Source organism: Bifidobacterium sp. 2450 (genome assembly GCF_041900695.1).
Lineage (GTDB): Bacteria > Actinomycetota > Actinomycetes > Actinomycetales > Bifidobacteriaceae > Bifidobacterium > Bifidobacterium longum.
Genome location: NZ_JBHEEA010000007.1, coordinates 92,497 through 112,372 on the forward strand (window position 1 = coordinate 92,497; position 19,876 = coordinate 112,372).

A 19,876-nucleotide genomic window follows, 5' to 3' on the forward strand; every position below is an offset into this window, starting at 1 on the left:
CCGCCCCCTGAAACGGAGAATCAAGCGTTAGTAGCTCTCAATTCAAAAAACACAACATGTTTTCCGTGCAACGCGGCTATCAAGACGGACCTCTGGTCACTTCATGCCGATGGCTTGCATCAATACGTACGCTCCCCGCACAGCAATGTCATTACGACGTGTTGCGGCATAGCGCGCATGACTTCCGGAGTATCGGCGGCGTATGGGTCGGCGTCCAGCAACACCACATCGGCCGGGTCGCCGGATGCAAGGCGGTCACGGCCAGTGGCGGTCGAGGCTGCCAGCGAGGTATGCACATCGAGGCACTGCTCGGGCTGGAACGGCTCGCGGTCAGAGCTTTCGGTGCCGAACACGCCGGCGGAAATGGCCAGCCACGGGTCCAGCGGGGCCACGGGCGCATCCGAGCCCATGCGCAGCGTGGTACCGGCGTCGTGGAGGGCCCTGAACGGATAAGGGATGCCGGCCGGGTTGGCCCAGAAACGGGTGATGACGTCGCGGTCATCCATGGCGTGCTGCGGTTGGATGCTGGCCGTGAGCCCCAGCTCGGTGAAACGCGGGATATCGACGGGTTTGAGCATCTGCGCGTGCTCGATCGATCCATGTGCGTGCGTGGCGGCGACTGCGTTGAGCGCAATGGTGTTCGCTTCGTCGCCAATGGCGTGGCAGGCAATGTCGAAGCCATGCTCGGTGGCTAGGCGCATATAGTCTTCGATTTGCTGCGGCGTGTAGCTCAGCGTGCCATACGTCAGCGGCTCGATGCCCGAATACGGCGTGGAGCAGTAGGCGGAGCGGGTGTTGAGCGATCCGTCCGAGATGAGCTTCATGACGCCCACATGGCCGAGCCCGGCGCTGCCCGGCAATTCCTTGCCGGTATGCCAACCCGCGTCAATGGCGGCTCGCAACCGCTCGGGGTATACACCGGCATCCACGCGCAAACCGTTAATGCCGGCCGCGAAACGATTGGTCCACGTATCGATGTTTTCGGCCATTTCATAATCGCGGATGCCCACCACGCCCTTATTCGCGGCGTTCTGTTCGGCCTCGCGCAGCAGACGGTCAGTCTCTTCAGCAGCGCCCGGCGCCTTGTCGAAGGCGATGTAGGCGTTGAACCATTCGAGTTCACCGACCAGACCGGATTCGTCCACATGTACGCCAAGCCTGCGGGCCGCGGCGGAGTTCACCCATCCGCAGTGCATGTCCGCGCTGGAGAGGGCCACCGGCTGTTCGCCGGTCACGGCGTCAATTGCGGTCAGTGTGGGCTGCTCGTCATCAGCCCACAGCGAGTGACGGAATCGCATGCCCACCACGAAGGCATCTGGGTCAAGCGTGCCGACGGCGCGGCGTTCATCCAGATGACGGCGCAACATGTCCATCGCTTCGGCGGCGGAACGGGCATTGATGAGGTCCAGTCGGCCCAGCGTCTTGGCCCATTGCGTGAAGTGCGTGTGGCAGTCCCACAGGCCGGGAATAACCCACAGGCCGTCGGCGTCGATGGTGGTTTCGTCGGCGGGTGCGGCGGCCGACGTTGGGATTGAGACGCTGCCAGAAGCAATGGCATTCGTCGCGTATGCCAACGATGTCGTATGCGCCTTAGTCTGCATCGTGCTGTCCGAAGCCGAGACCGTTCCAGCAGGGCCGACAGACGCAACAACCCCATCGCGAAGCACCACATCCACGCGGTCCTGAGACCCCGGAACACCGGCATTGACAATACGCACCAAGCTACTCATACCCGCCATCATGCCACCTTTGCATGAACGCCATGGAGATTCGTTCAAGCTGAATCGCGCCGTCGGCGGCGATTCCCGTTGGCTGCCTGCAAACCCCTACGTTCCATGTAATTGCGGGATGGCCTGCAACTGCGATGAACACCCATAGTTTATCCACCGACTTATCCACATTTATCCACCGAAAAATTGGGGCGGTAGACAGGGCCGGCAGCCGGACTCTACACTGCGAGGACAAAGCGAACATCACGAAGGGGTGATCATCATGGGTAGCTCAACGGCATTGACCGAGCTGACAATGCAGAAGTACCAACGAATGCAGACGTGCGCAGATGTTCAACGACGAAGCGCATGGCGCCCACCCTATGCCCTGACAACAGCGTTGGAGCTTTTGTCAATTGAAGTACCCCGCATATCAAGCAAACACAGAGGCCTTGCAACTACAACCATTGTTGCGGTTCCACACGCCAATGACAAACGGCACATTGTGGGGGTCAAAGTGGTTGTATGGCCTTTTCCACTAGACACGGTCATAATCGAGGGACAATACAAACGGCTGAAATTCGAGCCTCTGCTGCCAATTATTCCGACGACGCAGGAATAATGAGCCCGATAGAGTCAGTCCGCACCGTCCGCACCGCGCTACGGTATTCAAAACCCATTTCAAGGGGCTGATCTGGCCTCAATGGTTCCTGCCGAACCACAAAAAAGCCACTCCTCTGTCATACGAGCCGACCGCACAGCAGGCACGTGTCATTTGACGCTGCAGGCCTCGGACTCCATGGCTTCCATGGGCTCGTCAACGAGCACGGTGCCGGACGGCAGGGTGCCGGGCAGCGGATCGTCCATGTAGTGGTCGAATTCGTAGAGCATGCGCTCGTTCGGCTTGGCGGTCAGCAACGAAACCACCACGATGAACAGCAGCGAAATGATGAACGCCGGCAGCAGCTCATAGACGGCGAATACGCCGCCCAAGGGCTTGACGAGGTTGTGCCAGATCAGCACGGCCGCCGTGCCGGACAGCATGCCGGCCACGGCTCCGGCCTTGTTGGCACGACGCCAGTATAGCGAGCACAGCATCAACGGGCCGAATGAGGCGCCAAGCCCGGCCCACGCGTAAGACACCACCTGGAAGATCGACGAGTTCTGGTCGTATGCCACCAGAATGCCGAACAGGAACATGACCACCAGCGTGACCCTGGCCACAATCATGACCTGTTTGTCGGTGGCCTTGCGGTGCAGCAGCCCACGGAAGATGTTCTCGCCCATGGCCGAAGCGCCGATGATCAGATACGAGGAGCTGGAGCTCATCGAGGCCGCGAAAATGCCGGAGACCACCACGCCGCACATGAAGCTCGGCAGCAGGGTCTGCGCCAGCACGATGAAGATGGTTTCCGCATCGGTGGAGGTCAGCAGTTCGGTGGGCATCATCGCACGCCCCACCAAACCGATGCACACTGCGCAACCCAGCGAAATCACGCACCAAGAGGTGGCGATGATTCGGGACTTGCGCACTTCTTCCACGCTGCGGATGGACAGGAAGCGCACCAGCACCTGCGGCATACCGAAGTAACCCAGGCCCCACGCCAGCATGGAGATGATGGTGATGATGCCGTAGTCGGAGGGCGCGCCGAACACGGCCTTGCCCGCCTCGACGAGCTGCTGGCCGGTGGCCGGGTCCAGCTTGGGCGCGGCCACCTGCGTGCCGGACAGGTAGCCGGGGATGGCACGCAGGAATTCCACGGTGTTGTCGATGCCGCCCGCGCTGGCCACGGTGCCGATGAACACCACCGCGAGCGCGAAGAATATGAGCATGCCCTGAATGAAGTCGGTCATCACCACGGACAAGTAGCCGCCCACCACGGTGTAGACGAACACGACCACCGCGCCGATGATCATCATGACGTGGTAGTCGAAACCGAACAACGTGGCGAACAGCTTGCCCACGGTCACGAAGCAGCTGCCCACGTACACGCTGAAGAACACCAGGATGATCACGGCCGCGATGGTGGAGACCACGCCCTTCTTGTCATGGAAACGCTTGGCGAAGAAGTCAGGAATGGTGATGGCATCGCCGGCCACTACCGAGTAGCGGCGCAGTCGCCGGGCCACAAGCTTCCAGTTGAGATAGGTGCCGAGCGCCAGTCCGATGGCGGTCCACATCGGGTCGGCCGCGCCGGTGAAGTAGGCCAGGCCCGGCAGGCCCATCAGCAGCCAGCCGCTCATGTCGGAGGCTTCGGCGCTCAGGGCCGTGAGCCACGGCCCCACGCCGCGCCCGCCCGCAAAGTATTCTTTGGAGGAGGAGTTGGAGCGTTTGGAGTAGATGAATCCGATGGACAGCATGGCCGCAAAATAGATGACCATGGCCAGCAGAATCCAGAAATCGTTGGCCAACTGCGACCCCTCCTCAATCATGACGTCAAGCGGCTACCGCCATGGCAGAACTATGTGCTGATATGCGTGCTGATATGCGATTGACGCCGGAGCGGCGTCATACAGACCGTCACAGCCGTGAATACGGCCGCAACGCACTTCGCCTGATGGTAATGGATACAAGGGCTCAAGCACCTTCCACCGTTTCCATACTGAGACGCTGTTTTATCCGAGCTCCCCTCACCCGAGGGGAGCCAAGATGACGGTCAGATGTCGTAGCGCCAGGACTTGTCGGTCACCACGCGGGCCATCGCCAAACCGATCGGCAGACAGATAATCACCATGAACGCACGGAACGCCCAGTCCAGCGCATTCATGGTCTGGAAGCTGCCGAGGTACCACATGGCACGGTACATATACAGACCGGGCACCATGATCACGATCGACGGCACGGTCAGGCAGATGCGTGGGTAGCCGAGGTGCGGCGGTAGCCAGCCACGTCGCACGGATGAACGCCACGCCGATGCCAGAATGCCCGCCAGGAACGCGCCGATGAAGGTAGCCATCTCGGGTGCCACGTTGAAGTCTTGCGATTCCAAGCGCAGCGTGTCCGTGATCGCACCGATCAGGGCGGCGGCCAGGCACATGCGCTGCGGCGAATTGAACAGCACAGAGAAGCCCCACACGCCGACGAACGCCGCCACGAACCGCAGCAATCCGTTGACCCACGGGTCAAGCCCCAGCGGTTCAAAGCCTTCCGGGTGCAGGTGCACCATCACGGCCACGGCCCAGCCTGCCAGCGTGGCCATCAGGATGATGCACAGCACGTACGCCACGCGCTGGATGCCCGAGGGGAAGTCGATTTTCGCCATGTCGAGTCCGCCGGTGATGAGCGGGAAACCGGGGATCACGAACAGCATGGCGCCGATGTAGGCCGTATCGTGCGAGAGCGCGACTGGGTCGAAAATGCCGATGAGTCGCAGGGTGCCGGTGCAGGCGAGCGCCGCCGCGGCCACGCACACAAAGGTGACGAAGAACTGGTTCAGATGGTATGCAAACAGCCGGCGACGCATCCACTGGCCAAGGCCCGCGCCCACGAACGCACCGATCATGTCGTATGGGCCGCCGCCGAGCAGGAACACAAAGGCCGCGCAGGCCAGGGCGGAGGCCAAACCGGAGAACCACGGCTTGTACAGCGGCTTGCGTCGCTCAATCAGATCGAGCCGCTCGTGCGCCTGCCGCACGGTGATACCGCCCTTGGCCTTCTCTTCGTCGGAGCGCTCGTTGAAGTGTTCGGCGTATTCCTTGGGCACGCGATTCTTGCGCTTCGTACTGCTTGCAGCAGGGCTTTCGGCGGTTGCGCCGTTCGCCGCGTTCGCCGCCGCGCCCTCAGCGCCCGCCTCGGCATTCGCCGCGTTCGCCGATTCAACCGACTCATTGGAGTCACCGGTAAACACTTCGGCATCGTCGTAGGCCTTCTCTTCGGCCGCTTTGTCTTCGACCGGAGTGACTTCCGCGCTGTCCGCCAAAAGTCGGTGGGCTTCTTCATTGTCATCATCCAAGGACTTGGCCACGGAGGTCACGAGTACCTTGGTTTTCGACGCAAGATCCAGCGCCTCGTCCACGCTGCCGTTGGCCGCCTCAGCCTCGGCCTTGGCACGTTCGCGCAGGCGCTTGGCCAGATCGGCCGAATACTGCGAAGCGTCACGTTCGTCCAAATGCTTGACCACGCCATCGGACAGTTGCGAATCGACGTGATACATCGACCCCTTGCCGAGATTCACGGAGAACCAGTCGGCGAAATGTTCCAGCAGCCAGATACGTTCGGTGTTCACGCCGGTGGTCGGCAAATCCACGACTTCGGTGATGCGGTTACGACCATCCGTGCAGGTGGCCTCGATATCCGTCAGGTTCACGTCGGCACGTACGTGCACGCCCAGCGGGTAGGCGATGCGGTGCATCATTTCACGCACGCGGAAGGAGCCGGTGCCGGCTCCCAGGTCCAGCATGCCGACTCGTACAATCACGCTGGCTTTGGCGGCGATACCGGCGTCCACCACCGGTTTTTCCCAATCGCGCGCAATATCTTCCATGTCCAGCGGAATGGAGTGGGTGTGGAATTTACGTACAGCCGTTGCGCCTTTCGCTTCGGGCGCACTTTTCTTCTTCTGTTCGCTCACATCCCTCATTACTACTCCCTGCCTTCCCCGCCAGCAATCGTAAGGTGCTCAAATCTTCCGCGAATCGGACAGTGTCTCATATGCTGTCCGATATTCGGTCTCTATAGGTGGACAACTTGGCGCACTATATGGACTTCGTAACGCAAATAGCGATTTCGCGGAGATACACTATTGCCCACACAACAACCACGTTGAATATGGGCTGTGGGCTCGCAACGACTGGCCTCAACAACTGCGGAGGAGCCGCAGACGACCAGTAGACCGAGCAACCTGTTATTCGGCAAAGGAGGTTATATGGCAACACCTGAAGAACAGATCACTCCCGCTGACGCCGCCATCGTCACTACCGGGACCGGCCGAAAGGGCCCGGAGGAGCATGATCTTCCCGAAAGCCTAAAGTACGACATGGATCTGTGTCTTGAGATCCTGCGTAACGTACTGGGCGAATACAACCCCGAACTGCTGTCTACGTTCGACACCGTGCGTCATTACGCGGTGGAGGCCAGCGCCGAGCATTTCGCCGAGCTGGAGGATCCGAACCCCGACCAGGATGGCCTGAAGGAGGCCGTGAACGTCATCGACAACATGACGTTGCACGACGCCCAGCTGCTGGCCCGCGCGTTCGCCACGTATTTCCATCTGGCGAACCTGTCCGAGGAGAACTACCGCGTTTCCGTGCTCCACGAGCGCGAGAACAACGTGTCCGTTGACCAGGCGGTCGACCCGATCAACGAGCTCACCGTCGCTTACCATCAGCTCATCAATGAGACTGGTCCGGCCAAGGCCAAGGAACTGCTCAACCAGCTCGAATTCCACCCCGTCTTCACGGCGCACCCCACTGAGGCCCGTCGTAAGGCCGTGGAAGGCAAGATTCGCCGCGTTTCCGAATTGCTTGAGGAGTACAAGCGCCTCGGCGGCTCGGATAAGAAGGAATGCCTGCGCCGTCTCTACAACGAGATCGACGCCCTGTTCCGCACTTCTCCAATCGCGCTGAAGAAGCCGACCCCGGTTGAGGAAGCGGACACGATTCTCGACATCTTCGACAACACGCTGTTCAACACCATCCCCAAGGTCTACCGTCGCTTCGACGACTGGGTCCTGGGCGACAAGGCCGGTCTCGTCGAGCCCGCTTGCCCCGCGTTCTTCCACCCGGGCAGCTGGATCGGCTCCGACCGCGATGGCAACCCGAACGTCACCGCCAAGGTGAGCCGCGCCGTGGCCCGCAAGTTCTCCGATCACGTGATCGCCGCCCTTGAGGAAGCCACCCGCACCGTAGGCCGCAACCTCACGATGGAAGCCGAGACCACGCCGCCAAGCGCCGAGCTCAAGAGCCTCTGGAGCCACCAGAAGGAAATGAGCGAGCGTCTGACCGACAAGGCCGCCCTGATCTCCACCAAGGAGATGCACCGCGCGGTCATGCTGGTAATGGCCGATCGTCTGCACTACACCATCGAGCGTGACGCCGACCTCATGTACCACTCCTGCGACGACTTCCTCGCCGACCTCAAGGTGGTCCAGCGTTCGCTGGCCGCCGCCGGCGCCAAGCGTTCCGCCTACGGCCCGCTGCAGGATCTGATCTGGCAGACCGAGACCTTCGGCTTCCACATGGTGGAGATGGAGTTCCGTCAGCACTCCGTGGTGCACGCCCGCGCCCTTGCGGATATCCGCGAGCACGGCCTGCACGGCGAGCGCGGCGAACTGCAGCCGATGACGCACGAGGTGCTCGACACCTTCCGCGCCCTCGGTGCCATCCAGAAGCGCAACGGCCTCAAGGCCGCCCGCCGCTACATCATCTCCTTCACCAAGAGCGCCCAGAACATCAAGGATGTCTACGAGCTCAACCGCCTGGCCTTCTCCCACCCGGAGGACGTGCCCACCATCGACGTGATCCCGCTGTTCGAGCAGCTTGAGGATCTGCAGAACTCGGTGGACGTGCTCGAGGAAATGATCAAGATCCCCGAGGTCCAGGCTCGTCTGAAGGCCACCGGCAACAAGCTCGAGGTCATGCTCGGCTACTCCGACTCCTCGAAGGACGCCGGCCCGACCTCCGCCACGCTGGCCCTGCACTCCGCTCAGGAGCGCATTGCCAAGTGGGCTGAGTCGCACGACATCGATCTGACCCTGTTCCATGGCCGCGGCGGCGCCGTCGGTCGTGGTGGCGGCCCCGCCAACCGTGCGGTGCTCGCCCAGCCGGTCGGTTCCGTCAAGTGCCGCTTCAAGCTCACCGAGCAGGGTGAGGTCATCTTCGCCCGTTACGGCAACCCGGTGCTGGCCATCCGCCACGTCGAGTCCGTGGCTGCGGCGACCTTGCTGCAGTCCGCGCCGAGCGTGGAGAAGCGCAACACCGAGATGACCGAGAAGTACGCCGATATGGCCGCTCAGCTCGACGAGGCCGCGCACAACCGCTTCCTCAACCTGTTGAACACCGACGGCTTCGCTCCGTGGTTCTCGATCGTCACGCCGCTGACCGAAATCGGCCTGCTGCCGATCGGCTCCCGCCCGGCCAAGCGTGGCCTCGGCGCCAAGTCGCTCGACGACCTGCGCACGATTCCGTGGATCTTCTCCTGGGCTCAGGCCCGCATCAACCTGGCCGCCTGGTACGGTCTCGGCACTGCCTGCGAGAAGTTCGGCGATCTGGAGACCATGCGCAAGGCCTACGAGGAGTGGCCGCTGTTCTCCACCTTCATCGACAACATCGAGATGTCCATTGCCAAGACGGACGAGCGCATCGCCAAGATGTACCTCGCCCTCGGCGACCGCGAGGACCTCAATGAGAAGGTGCTCAACGAGATGGAGCTCACCCGCAAGTGGGTTCTGGCCATCGTGGGCGACAAGTGGCCGCTGCAGCACCGTCACGTGCTCGGCCAGGCCATCCGCATCCGCTCCCCGTACGTGGACGCGCTGTCCGTCACTCAGGTGCTGGCGCTCAAGTCGCTGCGCAAGAAGGTGGACAAGGAAGAGCTCTCGCAAAGCCAGCAGGCAGGATTCATCTATCTGATCCTCTGCACCGTTTCAGGTGTCGCCGCTGGCCTGCAGAACACAGGCTGACGTTTTGGCCGGTGTTGGGCCGCACGCGCGGCCCAACACCGCTTGGGAAGCCCGGTGGGCTTCCCAAGGCCAAAACGTAACGATGGTTTTTGCGCAATAGCTTTGCGCGCACAAAAACCATCACAGCACAGCAACCCCCGCGACTCAGCGGGGGTTTCCTTTTACCCGCGCATATCGGTAAAGTCCCACTCGCCAGAGTGGGACTTCCCTGTTTCACGCCATTTCACGCCGCAGTAGACTCGCGCTCAATAAGCTTGTACCCCACGTTCACGGTCTGCGGGAAGAACTCGTCGTCCGGGTTCTCAATACGCCGCATAAGCAAAGTCAGCGCGGTATCCGCCATGCCCTTGAAATCGGTGGCCACGGTGGTCAAAGTCGGCACGCTGTACGCGCCCTGGCTCAGGCCGTCGAAGCCGATAACGCGCACATCGCCCGGCACGCTCACGCCATCGCCCGCCAGACCACGCAGAATACCGAGCGCAATACCGTCGTTCAGGCAGTACAGTCCGTCATACTTGCACTTGCCTTTCTTAGCCAAGCCGCGCCCGGCCTCGATACCGCCGTCAATCGACCACGAGGATTTGATGAAATCGCGGCGCTCGTCAAACGGCAGTCCGGCCGCGAGAATCGTCTCCTTGGCGGCCCGCATACGAATATCACGTGAGCCGGGAATGATGTTGGGATTGTTGAGATCGCGATTGTCGCCGACGATGCCGATGCGCGCACAGCCGCGCGTAATAAGATGCTGGACCGCCGCCCGTGAGCCGGCGTCGCTCGGCGCGTTCACGGTGTCGGTGGGCAGGCTGGTGTCGTAGTTTTCCAGCATGACGGCCGGGTGCCGCTTCAGGATATCGACCGCGCGTGACGCATTGATGGCGATGATGCCGTCCGAAAACGTGTACGACAGATCGTTGTCGTCGGTAAGATACCGGGACAGTTCGATGAGCATGTGCGAGCCGCGCTTGTGCACTTCCTCAGCCACGCACATGGCCAGCTGGGAGAAATAGTCGCCCTCGATGCCCGAGGTAAGGAAGGTGATGGTATCGGACCGCCCAGAACGCAGGGACCGGCCAGACAGGTTGATCTTGTAGCCGAGTTTGCGAGCGGCGTCACGCACGCGCTGCGTGGTTTCGGGCTTGACGTAATCCTTGCCTCGCAGGGCCGCGGAGGCGGTGGTGGCGGTCACTCCGGCCAGTTCGCCGACATCCTTTAAGGTCACCATCGTTATCGTCTCCGCATATCACGAACCTCATCGATAAGATACATCGTATCGCTTCGCTAACCGACCGACTGCGTTGCCACATCCGAAGGACGCATCCCCCCCACCCGTATCCACAACGAGACCGAAACCATCGGCCGTTGCGCCGCCCGATACCTGATGGATGCCATCGACGGGCATCCGCATCACGGTGTCGATTACGTGCCCTGCCGCCTGATCCAGCGCGAATCGACGCTGCCGCTGGATTGATGCTTGCGGCTCTTATCCGAGGAGCCGCACAGGTCGTCGTTTCTCGCTAGTCAGCACTATACGCTCACTAGCGAGGCGCGACCGTCAGATCATAGTTGCCAACGGGATCGCCATCCGCTTCATCCGGCACGCTCTCGGAAGAAACCACCGGAATCACATACGAATGGAATTCCGGCGTTTGTCCGGCGATCCTCCGTTCAAGCAGATCCACAATAGTGGCAGCCATCTCCTCATACGGCTGTATCACCGTAGGAAGCGGCGGATATGCGATCTTATGGACGAACGAGCCATCATAACCAAATACAAATAGGTCATCCGGAATGCGACGCCCTCGCGAAAGCGCCTCACGCTGGACCGCAAGTGCAACCAGATCGGCTGCGAAAATACCATCCACGCCCGGGTACTGATCGAGGAACATTTTGGCGGTTTGCAGGTAGGACGAGAATTCAAACTGGTTGAGTCGCAACTCATAGGTAAAGCATTCGACGCCGTGGTCACGCATCTGTTCGGCAAACACCTTATGCCGTTGCGCGGAAGGAGACAGCACCTTCGAGTAGCCTACAAACTGCACCACTTTCTTACAGCCATGCTTCAAAAACGCCTCGGCCGCGATATGTCCGCCCTGCACATGGTCTGCATGCACCACCGGAATGTCATCGGCCAAGGAACGATCCAGGGATATGATCGGCAAACCAATGCCGGAGTAATCGATGTCCACGGAATGGCTGCCCACAATAATGCCATCGACCTTGTTGGCGGTAAGCATATCCAGGTATTTGCGCTCTTTTGCCGGGGAATGCATGGTGTCGCACAGAATCATCTTGTATCCGCGACGATCCAGTTCGTCTTCAATGCGGGAAGCCATGGTGGCGAAGAACGGCTGCACCACATCGGGGATGACCAATCCGACAAAATTAGTGCGCTTGGTGGTCAGGCTTCGCGCGATCTGATTGGGTTGGTAGTGCAGCAGGTCTATGGCATCCTGAATGGCGCTCTTGGTTTTTTCCGACATATAGCCACGTTCGTTGAGATAGCGCGACACCGTGTTCTTGGATACTCCCGCTACCCGCGCAACGTCCGTTATCGTGGCCATGAGTTTTTCTCCCGTTATAGCAATTGGCGGCAAACGTTTCCCTACCAGTTTAATAGGGAAACGCCCGCCGCCTATGGACAAGCCCCTAGGGTCTGAGCGCGTACCCCCGGATATCGGCAAGCGCGGCATCGCCGCCATGCGGCTCGACCGCGATCTCATTGCAGGTCGCAGGAGCGAACACGTTCAGGGAATGCACCACACGGCCTCCGTTGATGAAGATCTCCAGCGAACTGGTGTCGCCGATCACTTCCACTTCCATTCGGGGGCTTCCGGCGACCATCAGCGGGCTATGGGTCTTCCCCTTGCTCCACCCATCGGAATCGTTGCGGTCGACGCTCATCTCGGCATGCTCCAAGTCAAATGTGCATACCGTGCGTTTGCCTTCACCGCATCGGAGCAGCAGGTCCACCTGCTTCGCTCGCGTGGCCTCAAGGTCAAGCGCAAAGGAAAGATCGAAATGCACGCCGTCTCCGGCCTGGACAACATGCCTCTGCCCGTCGCGCACGGTCACGTTTTCCTCGGCGCTCATGTCCGCACGCAGCCGATCAAGCTCCGCCACAGGACGGAACGACAGCGTCAGGTCATCGTTCAATACGACCTCGCGCGGCACCGAAAGCGATCCGCACCATCCCTGCTGGTATGTCGGGCCCCAGTCTTTCCAGAATGGCATCCAATCCCAGCCGTTGGCCCAGCCAACGGCAATCCGACGTCCCTGGGCATCCACGAACGTCTGCGGCGCATAGAAATCGAAGCCCCAGTCGGATTCACCGGTCACCGTGTAGACAAAGCGGCCCGTGGCATAGTCGATATCGCCGACGAAATACACCGTGGTACGCTCGCCGGCACCCATGGGCGAGCATAGGAACACCCATTTGTCTTTCAGCGGGAAGAAGTCCGGGCACTCCCACATGTATCCCCACTCGCCACGGGACTCGTGCATGACGTTAAGGAACTCCCAATCAAGAAGATTCTCGGATCGGTACAAGAGAGCTTGCGCCTTGCCGTCGCGCTGCGCGCCGACCACCATGTAGTACAGCCCTTCATGCTCCCACATCTTGGGGTCGCGGAAGTAATCCGTGGGAACACCGCTGGGGGCCTCGATCACGGGATTGCCCTCGTACTTGGTAAAGTGCACACCGTCTTCGCTGATGGCTATGTTCTGTGTCTGCACAAAGCCATTGCCATGGTTGGCGGTGCCGGTGTACGCCACGTACAGCTTGCCGTCCTTCTCGATGGCGCTGCCCGAGAAGCATCCGCCCTGGGGGTGGTCGTCGTATGGCTCGCTGGGCGCCAACGCCATCGGCAACTGGGTCCAGTGCAGCAGGTCGTCGCTGACCGCATGGCCCCAATGCATCTTTCCCCAGAACCCGCTATACGGGTTGAACTGGTAGAAGAAATGGTACTGGCCCCGGTAATAGATCAGACCATTGGGGTCGTTGATCCAGCCGCACGGCCCCATAAGATGATAGGTTTGGCGCATACTGGCCTGTGCTACCTCGGGGGCGTGTTCGGCGATATAGGTCGAGGCCGTATCGATGGCCTGCTGCATGGACTTTGTTGTCATGGGAACTCTCCTTGGTCCCTTAATGGTTAGGGTTATGTCGCCTTACTGCTTCGCGTCGAATTCTTCGCGAAGCTTCTTGGCGAATTGCGTGTTCAGCTCGGACTCGCGACGGGCTTTGTCTTCCTTGATGCGGAACTGTTCATCGCGCGCGGGCTTGTATTCCTTCCACCGTGCCGCATATGCCTCGCGGGCGGAACGCTGCTCATCGGTCAGCTCAGGCTGAGGCAGCACACGTTCCGGAAGCTGCGGCACTACCGGCAACCGGTCCTCGACCGGGGCAATGGTCAGCGGAGTCGCCGTGGGCAATGTCTGATACCAGTAAGCCGTGGAACTCCAATCATCGGACAGGTGATTGGCGTGCCCATGCTCGATCGTGACTTTGAGATGCTTCTCGAAACGCACCGGGTCCGTGATGTGGAATCGATACGAAACCTGGAAGCCATCCGTATCTCCCTCATGGACGATGGTGCCGAAGAACGGATAGGCATTACGCTGCATGCCCCATGCATGGTTGAAGTAATCCTCGGTGCCGGTGCCATTGAGCGAGGGATATTCCTCCCCGTCGATGAAGAACATGTCGTTGCCCTCACCCCACCAGCTGCCCTGGAAATGCTTGACGGTGAGATTGCAGCCCACGTAATGACCGGTGCCTTCAACGTCCAGCACGGTGTAGTTGTGCTCGCCCTTGAAGTTGGTGACGTTGTTGACCTCCGGGCTGTTGACCTGCAGGTCGGGACCCCAGCCGTCGCACGGGTTCTCACGATGCCATGCCGCATGGAAGTAAGCGGTGTCCTCGGGCAGCGGCTCGGCATACATTTCATAATCAATGTTGAAGTAGAGAATGAATGGCAGCTCGTTCTCGTTGATGATCTCGATTTTCGCCTTCTTGTTGAAGGGCATCGGGAAGTAGCACGAGACCGAGCAGGGAGCCCCGTAACGGCCTGCCTCTTCCGGCTTCAGCGATACGTTGAACGGCAACGATGAGAAGTTGCCCGGATAGCTGTTGCCGATGCAGAAGAAATCACCGAACGGGCATAGCACGCTTGGCGTATCCTCGTCATCCCAGGTGATTCGAATGAGTGCCTTGCGGTAATAGAACGGATCATAGTCATCCCAGATCACGCCAAGTGCGGGATGGATCTCCATTACGGGAGCGGCAGAGGCCTGCGCGACCGGATCGAGAATGGAGGGTGCAGCAACCCTGCGGCAGCTGGAAGTCATCCACATATGCGTGATACAGCCTGGACCTTCGATTTCTCCAAGCGTGATGGTTTCACCGGCGGGCACTTCCCAGTAGTCTTGGTTCTTACCCCGCTGATCCCAGCTGGCAAGTCGACCATTGCGAGCATGGTGGACGCTCGTCAGGTCTTTGAACATTCCCGAGATTGCACTCATGGCGTTCTCCTTTGTCATTGATTTTGTTGTTTTTTTTGGGGGGGGGTATCGACAGCGACGAATGTCAGCCCTTGACCGCGCCGGCGACCATGCCGCCGACGATCTTCTTCTGGAACAATCCGTAGAAGATGAGTTCAGGGATGATGATCATCACCGATGAAGCGACTATGCCGCCGTAATCCACGGTGTAAGTGCCCTTGAAGAAGCTGGCTCCCATGGACAGCGTATAGTCGGCCTGATTGCGCAGCATCACGGAAGCGTACGGGTATTCGTTCCAGATGTAGAGCACGTTGAAAATCACCACGGTAGCGATCACCGGCTTGGTCATGGGCAGGATCACCCGGAACATCAGATCCCATATCGAACAGCCGTCGATGACGGCGGCCTCGTCGATCTCCGCGGGAAGCGCTTTGAGATAACCGACGAACAGCAGCGTGTTGAAGGAAATCGATGAGGCGACATACGGCATGATCAACGCCCATTGCTCCTTGAGCCCGAAGAACATGTTGATCTTGTAGACCGGGAACAGGAGGATGAACGGAGTCACGCTCAGGCCGGCAATGAGAAAGGCGTACACCGCCTTAGTCAGGCCGGGGCGCTTGTACGTCATGCGGGCCAGAGCGAAGGAGCTGAAGAAAGTGATGGTCAGCTCGATGATCAGGGAGACCACGCACACCACGAACGTATTGAGATACAGCCTCGGATAGTTCAGCGTTTTCAAGGCATTGCGGTAATTGTCCCAATTCAACGCCTTGGGCCAGCTCAACGGGTCGGACATGATTTCGGCGTTCGACTTGAACGACATCATGAGCATCCACAGGAGCGGGAACACCATCAGGACGGTGATCACCACCATAAGAATGGTGAACCATGTTTTTGCACGTTTCGACATCATGGCCGATCAGCCCCTTTCCTTGGAGCACAGGAGGTAGATTCCGGTGATTGCCAGCGACACGAGGAAGGTCACGGTGGCGATGGACATGCCATAGCCGTACTCGCCGGACTGGAAGGCCATCGAGTAGCTGTAGGTGACCAACGTCTCTGACATATGGTTGGGTCCACCGCCGGTAGTTTGCTGCACGATCTCGAAGATCTTGAAGATTCCGGTGATGATCAGCACGACCACGGTGGAAATGGTCGAGCGCATCATCGGTATGGTCACATGAATCGTGCGCTGCCAGGCATTGGCGCCATCCACGCGCACGGCTTCCATCACTTCTTCCGGAATCATTTTGAGTCCCGCTATGAAGATGGTGGTCAGGTAGCCAAGCTGCTGCCAGAAATAGATGAACGCGATCGAATACGGAGACAGCGTCGTCCCGCCGATCCACTGCTGGGCCAGGTCTCCCGCGCCGATGGCCCGCAGGACGCCATTGACCACGCCGATCTTCGGGTCGAGAATGTACACCCAGATAATGCCTACGATAATCGGAGCGATAATGGCCGGCGAGAACACCAGCGCCTTGGACGTATCGGCAAATGCCAGTTTGTTGTTGAGCAGCAGCGCCAACAGAAACGAAAGCACCAGGAGCAGCACCGACGCCACCACGAAAATGATGGCAGTATTGGCCAAAGATTTCCAGAAGATATCATCTTTGACCAGCCGCACGTAGTTGTCGATTCCATTGAAACGGGCCTTGCCGATACCTGAGTATTTGGTGAAACTGTAGGCCACTGCAATGCCGATAGGCAAAATGATGAACACTACATACACCGCAAGCGTGGGAATCAGAAACCCTACCTTATAGCGCGTTTTGCTAAGCCAATGCATTACGGCACACTTTCTGCGAAAAAACAATGTGATGATCAGGGCAACGGTGCGGCCGGCCGGCTGTGAGACCGGCCACACCCATCGAGGAGAAGATATGCATTACTTCGAGTTGGCCAGCGCCTCATCCATCTTGGCGACGGCATCGGCCGGAGTATGGGTTCCCTGCATAACGCCGAAGAGCCCGTCATACAACGATGCCTGCACCGCGGAGGGCACCGTCAGATCAGGAGCGGCGGTAGGCGACTTCCACCCATTGCCCAAGGCCTCGACCATGGCATTCATCGCGTACTTGTCCGAAGACGGAGCAAGACCGTCATAACTGGTGGCCGGGAACATGGAGCTCTCATAAGACAGTTCAGCGGCATCCTTGCTGTAGTAGAACTTGAGGAAGGCATAGGTCGCCTCCTTGACGGCATCGTTGTCGGCAACGGTAGCCGGAACTGCGATAGGCGCGGAAGGCACCTTCATATCGATTTCCTGATCGGCCGAGGAATCCGTGAACTTCGGCCCCCACCAGAATCCGATACGATCGCCAATGTTCTTATCGAATTCAGCGCAATCCCATTGGCCGGTACCGAACATCGCGGCTTTGCCCTCATCGAACTGCTGCTTGGCATCGAAGTACTCGATAGTGGACATATTCTCCGGGAACGCACCGGCATCGGCCAACCCCTTGATCCTGTCGAAGGCCTTGGCCAGCTCCGCATCGGAGAACGTCCCCTTACCGTCGAGGATGGACGCGATGTCATCCCCCCAGCCATAACGAGATAGCCAAATGTTGAATTCCCACATGGCATACGAGCTGTTCTTGGAACCAATCGACAGTGGCGTGACCCCGCTGTCCTTGAGCTTGGCAACCATGTCAAGGAACTCGTCGTATGTGGTGTCGTCGGTCGGATAATCGACGCCGGCCTTATCGAAAACATCCTTGTTGTAGAAGATGCCCTGCACATTGCTCTGGTATGGCAATCCATACTGAACCCCGTTGCCGTCCCGGAACGCGGCCTCGGAACCATTCAGCGCATCTTTGACATCGCTGTTCTGATCAAGAAAATCCGTAAGATCCATGAGCACACCGGCTTCATTGAATTCGGTGACCTGTGACCCCTCGACCCAGAAGACCTGCGGCAAGGTGCCGTCAGAGGCAGCGAGCTTCATGTTCTTGGCATGCGATTCGGTGTCAGCGGCAACGAACTCAACCTTATACTTGCCCTCATTGACTTTGTTGAATGCTTCAACGATGTCATTGGTCGCCGGCTCCTGCTTGGCGGGGTTAGCCACATTGATGCCGAATTTGATGACGGTGGCGCCACTATCGTCCTTAGTGACCTCCGTGCCGGACCCACCGCAACCGGCAAGCGTGCCGACAATGGTCAATGCCGCGACGCCTGCACCGATGACGGACATCGCCCGACTCTTCATAATATGCTGAGTCATGGTGCTCCTTTGCTCCAGTTTCCAGTTTTCCTTTTCCCTCGCGACCACAGCCGCACACACCGTTCCGAAAACCTGTTAACCGAGTAACATAGTACATGCATTTCAACACTTTCACTACGTTGTCGATTGTTTTTAATAAATCCAGAAATGGCTTCATTTCAGTCTTTATTTGTTTTCACACCGCTGCGTTGAATTCACTATAACACCGTGGTATCCCATATGTCAACCGGTTAACACATTGCGTGTTGCATACGGCAAACGAGCCCGAAGGCTTCCCCCTTTTTTTTCACCTCCGGGTTTCCCTATGCCTCACCGACCTAAGTCCATAAGAACTCAAGGCGATATTCACGCTTCAGGCCTGCACCGATGTTGGCGGGCACGTAAAATTTCTGTCATCCTAAGAATCAAAATCATGTCAAAGTCGGAAACGAAAACATGTCAAGGTTGGAAACGAAACTATGTCATAATAGGAAGCAAGAACAGATAATCGTTGATTTTTCAGGAGTTTGCCGCAATGAAGCAATATAGAAATCGAATTTACGATACAGTGCTGTGGCACCGTCTTGAAGCCAAAGGTGCGGTATTGGTCGAGGGGCCGAAATGGTGCGGGAAAACAACGACATGTCTGCAATTAGCACAAAGCGTGCTGTACATGGCACAACCTGATATCCGCGAGCAAAACATCATGCTTGCGGATATGCAGCCTTCGCTGCTTCTGCAAGGAGCAACACCGCGACTCATCGATGAGTGGCAAATTGCACCCAAACTGTGGGATGCTGTCCGCCTCGAAGTCGATCAACGCGACGAATTCAATCAGTTTCTCCTTACCGGCTCAAGTGTACCGCCCAGCTTTACAGACATTACCCACACAGGAACCGGCAGGATCGCTCGCCTACGCATGAGGCCTATGAGCTTGTATGAGTCCGGAGATTCTACAGGTGCGGTATCGTTCGCTTCGCTGTTCGAAGGTGAATCCATGCCGCTCTCCCGGGTGGACTCCAACATTGAACACATTGCTTTCCTGCTGTGCCGCGGCGGATGGCCGAAGGCAATCGATCGAACAGAGCGCATCGCGCTACAACAGTCTCGAGATTACTTGGATGCCATTGTCGAGTCAGATATCTCCCGAGTGGACGATGTGCAACGAGATCCTCACCTGGCACGTCGTTTATTGCGTTCGTATGCTCGTATGGAATCCTCACAGTCGCAATCATCACAAATTGCCGCGGACGTGCGAGGCAGTGCCGAAAGTCCCAGCGACAAAACCGTGCAATCCTACATATCCGCACTGGAAAAAATATTCGTTCTTGAGGATATGCCTGCGTGGAATCCAAATTTGCGCTCCAAGAGTGCAATACGCACTTCAGATACCAGACATTTTGTCGATCCCTCCATCGCAGCGGCAGCATTAGGAATCGGGCCAGCCGGCCTCATCAAAGACTTCGAGACTTTTGGACTGTTGTTTGAAAGTATGTGCGTACGAGACTTCCGCGTATACGCAGACGCCCTCGATGGCGATGTGTTCCACTTCCGCGACAGAACTGGGCTTGAGTGTGATGCGGTCCTTCACCTGCGGGATGGCCGATACGGGCTCATCGAAGTCAAGCTGGGAGGGAACCGACTCATCGAAGAAGGTGCGGCCAACCTGATAAAGCTCGCCGACAAAATCGACACCACCACCATGCCAAAACCCAGTTTCCTTATGGTGGTGACGGGCACAGGTGAATACAGTTTCACCCGCCGAGACGGTGTCATGGTGGCCCCCATCAGAACGCTTAGGCCATAGCATTGCCAGGGGTGAAACAACGATTCTTCCGGAG

12 protein-coding genes and 2 pseudogenes are annotated in these 19,876 nt (G+C 58.7%); 4 read left to right on the plus strand and 10 right to left on the minus strand.

Annotated features, from left to right (window positions below; all coding sequences use genetic code 11):
* Window positions 1–119: 119 nt before the first annotated feature.
* Window positions 120–1,739: an amidohydrolase gene (locus tag ACEUKI_RS05680; RefSeq protein WP_144169590.1), complete on the minus strand. Its 1,620-nt coding sequence runs from the start codon at window positions 1,737–1,739 to the stop codon at window positions 120–122.
* Between the two features lie 253 nt (window positions 1,740–1,992).
* Here ACEUKI_RS05680 and ACEUKI_RS05685 point away from each other — a divergent pair.
* A pseudogene (locus ACEUKI_RS05685) lies at window positions 1,993–2,277 on the plus strand (hypothetical protein); the annotation flags it as partial.
* 203 nt (window positions 2,278–2,480) lie between these two features.
* Here the strand turns inward: ACEUKI_RS05685 and ACEUKI_RS05690 are convergent.
* Both ACEUKI_RS05690 and ACEUKI_RS05695 read right to left on the minus strand, forming a co-directional pair.
* Window positions 2,481–4,121, minus strand: coding sequence for a sodium/proline symporter (locus tag ACEUKI_RS05690; protein WP_144169547.1), 1,641 nt, complete (start codon window positions 4,119–4,121; stop codon window positions 2,481–2,483).
* A 245-nt stretch (window positions 4,122–4,366) separates the two neighbouring features.
* Complete coding sequence (locus ACEUKI_RS05695; RefSeq protein WP_144169546.1) at window positions 4,367–6,289, minus strand: threonine/serine exporter ThrE family protein; 1,923 nt, start codon at window positions 6,287–6,289, stop codon at window positions 4,367–4,369.
* Window positions 6,290–6,574: 285 nt separating this feature from the next.
* Here ACEUKI_RS05695 and ACEUKI_RS05700 point away from each other — a divergent pair, with 285 nt between their 5' ends.
* Window positions 6,575–9,328 (plus strand): phosphoenolpyruvate carboxylase, encoded by a 2,754-nt coding sequence (locus ACEUKI_RS05700; RefSeq protein ID WP_144169545.1) that lies wholly within the window; start codon window positions 6,575–6,577, stop codon window positions 9,326–9,328.
* Window positions 9,329–9,551: 223 nt separating this feature from the next.
* Here ACEUKI_RS05700 and ACEUKI_RS05705 read toward each other — a convergent pair whose 3' ends face one another.
* Window positions 9,552–10,550, minus strand: coding sequence for a LacI family DNA-binding transcriptional regulator (locus ACEUKI_RS05705; protein WP_144169544.1), 999 nt, complete (start codon window positions 10,548–10,550; stop codon window positions 9,552–9,554).
* Between the two features lie 102 nt (window positions 10,551–10,652).
* Here ACEUKI_RS05705 and ACEUKI_RS05710 point away from each other — a divergent pair.
* A pseudogene (locus tag ACEUKI_RS05710) lies at window positions 10,653–10,796 on the plus strand (LacI family transcriptional regulator); the annotation flags it as partial.
* Window positions 10,797–10,863: 67 nt separating this feature from the next.
* Here the strand turns inward: ACEUKI_RS05710 and ACEUKI_RS05715 are convergent.
* The 6 genes from ACEUKI_RS05715 to ACEUKI_RS05740 all read right to left on the minus strand — a co-directional run bounded on the left by ACEUKI_RS05715 (window position 10,864) and on the right by ACEUKI_RS05740 (window position 18,056).
* On the minus strand, window positions 10,864–11,970 hold the full coding sequence (locus ACEUKI_RS05715; RefSeq protein WP_236838358.1) for a LacI family DNA-binding transcriptional regulator: 1,107 nt from the start codon (window positions 11,968–11,970) through the stop codon (window positions 10,864–10,866).
* Window positions 11,971–11,974: 4 nt separating this feature from the next.
* Window positions 11,975–13,453 carry a glycoside hydrolase family 32 protein gene (locus ACEUKI_RS05720; protein ID WP_080785637.1) on the minus strand — a complete coding sequence of 493 codons (1,479 nt, stop codon included), beginning with the start codon at window positions 13,451–13,453 and terminating at the stop codon, window positions 11,975–11,977.
* 42 nt (window positions 13,454–13,495) lie between these two features.
* Window positions 13,496–14,848 (minus strand): glycoside hydrolase family 172 protein, encoded by a 1,353-nt coding sequence (locus tag ACEUKI_RS05725; RefSeq protein ID WP_140514716.1) that lies wholly within the window; start codon window positions 14,846–14,848, stop codon window positions 13,496–13,498.
* A gap of 64 nt (window positions 14,849–14,912) precedes the next feature.
* Entirely contained in the window at window positions 14,913–15,743 is an 831-nt protein-coding gene (locus ACEUKI_RS05730) for a carbohydrate ABC transporter permease (RefSeq protein ID WP_080785639.1), read from the minus strand.
* 6 nt (window positions 15,744–15,749) lie between these two features.
* Complete coding sequence (locus ACEUKI_RS05735) at window positions 15,750–16,619, minus strand: carbohydrate ABC transporter permease (protein WP_080785640.1); 870 nt, start codon at window positions 16,617–16,619, stop codon at window positions 15,750–15,752.
* Between the two features lie 99 nt (window positions 16,620–16,718).
* Window positions 16,719–18,056, minus strand: a complete 1,338-nt coding sequence (locus ACEUKI_RS05740; protein ID WP_260847468.1) for an ABC transporter substrate-binding protein — start codon at window positions 18,054–18,056, stop codon at window positions 16,719–16,721.
* Between the two features lie 514 nt (window positions 18,057–18,570).
* Between ACEUKI_RS05740 and ACEUKI_RS05745 the strand changes: the two genes are divergently transcribed.
* Window positions 18,571–19,842, plus strand: coding sequence for an ATP-binding protein (locus ACEUKI_RS05745; protein WP_080785641.1), 1,272 nt, complete (start codon window positions 18,571–18,573; stop codon window positions 19,840–19,842).
* The last annotated feature ends 34 nt before the right edge of the window (window positions 19,843–19,876 follow it).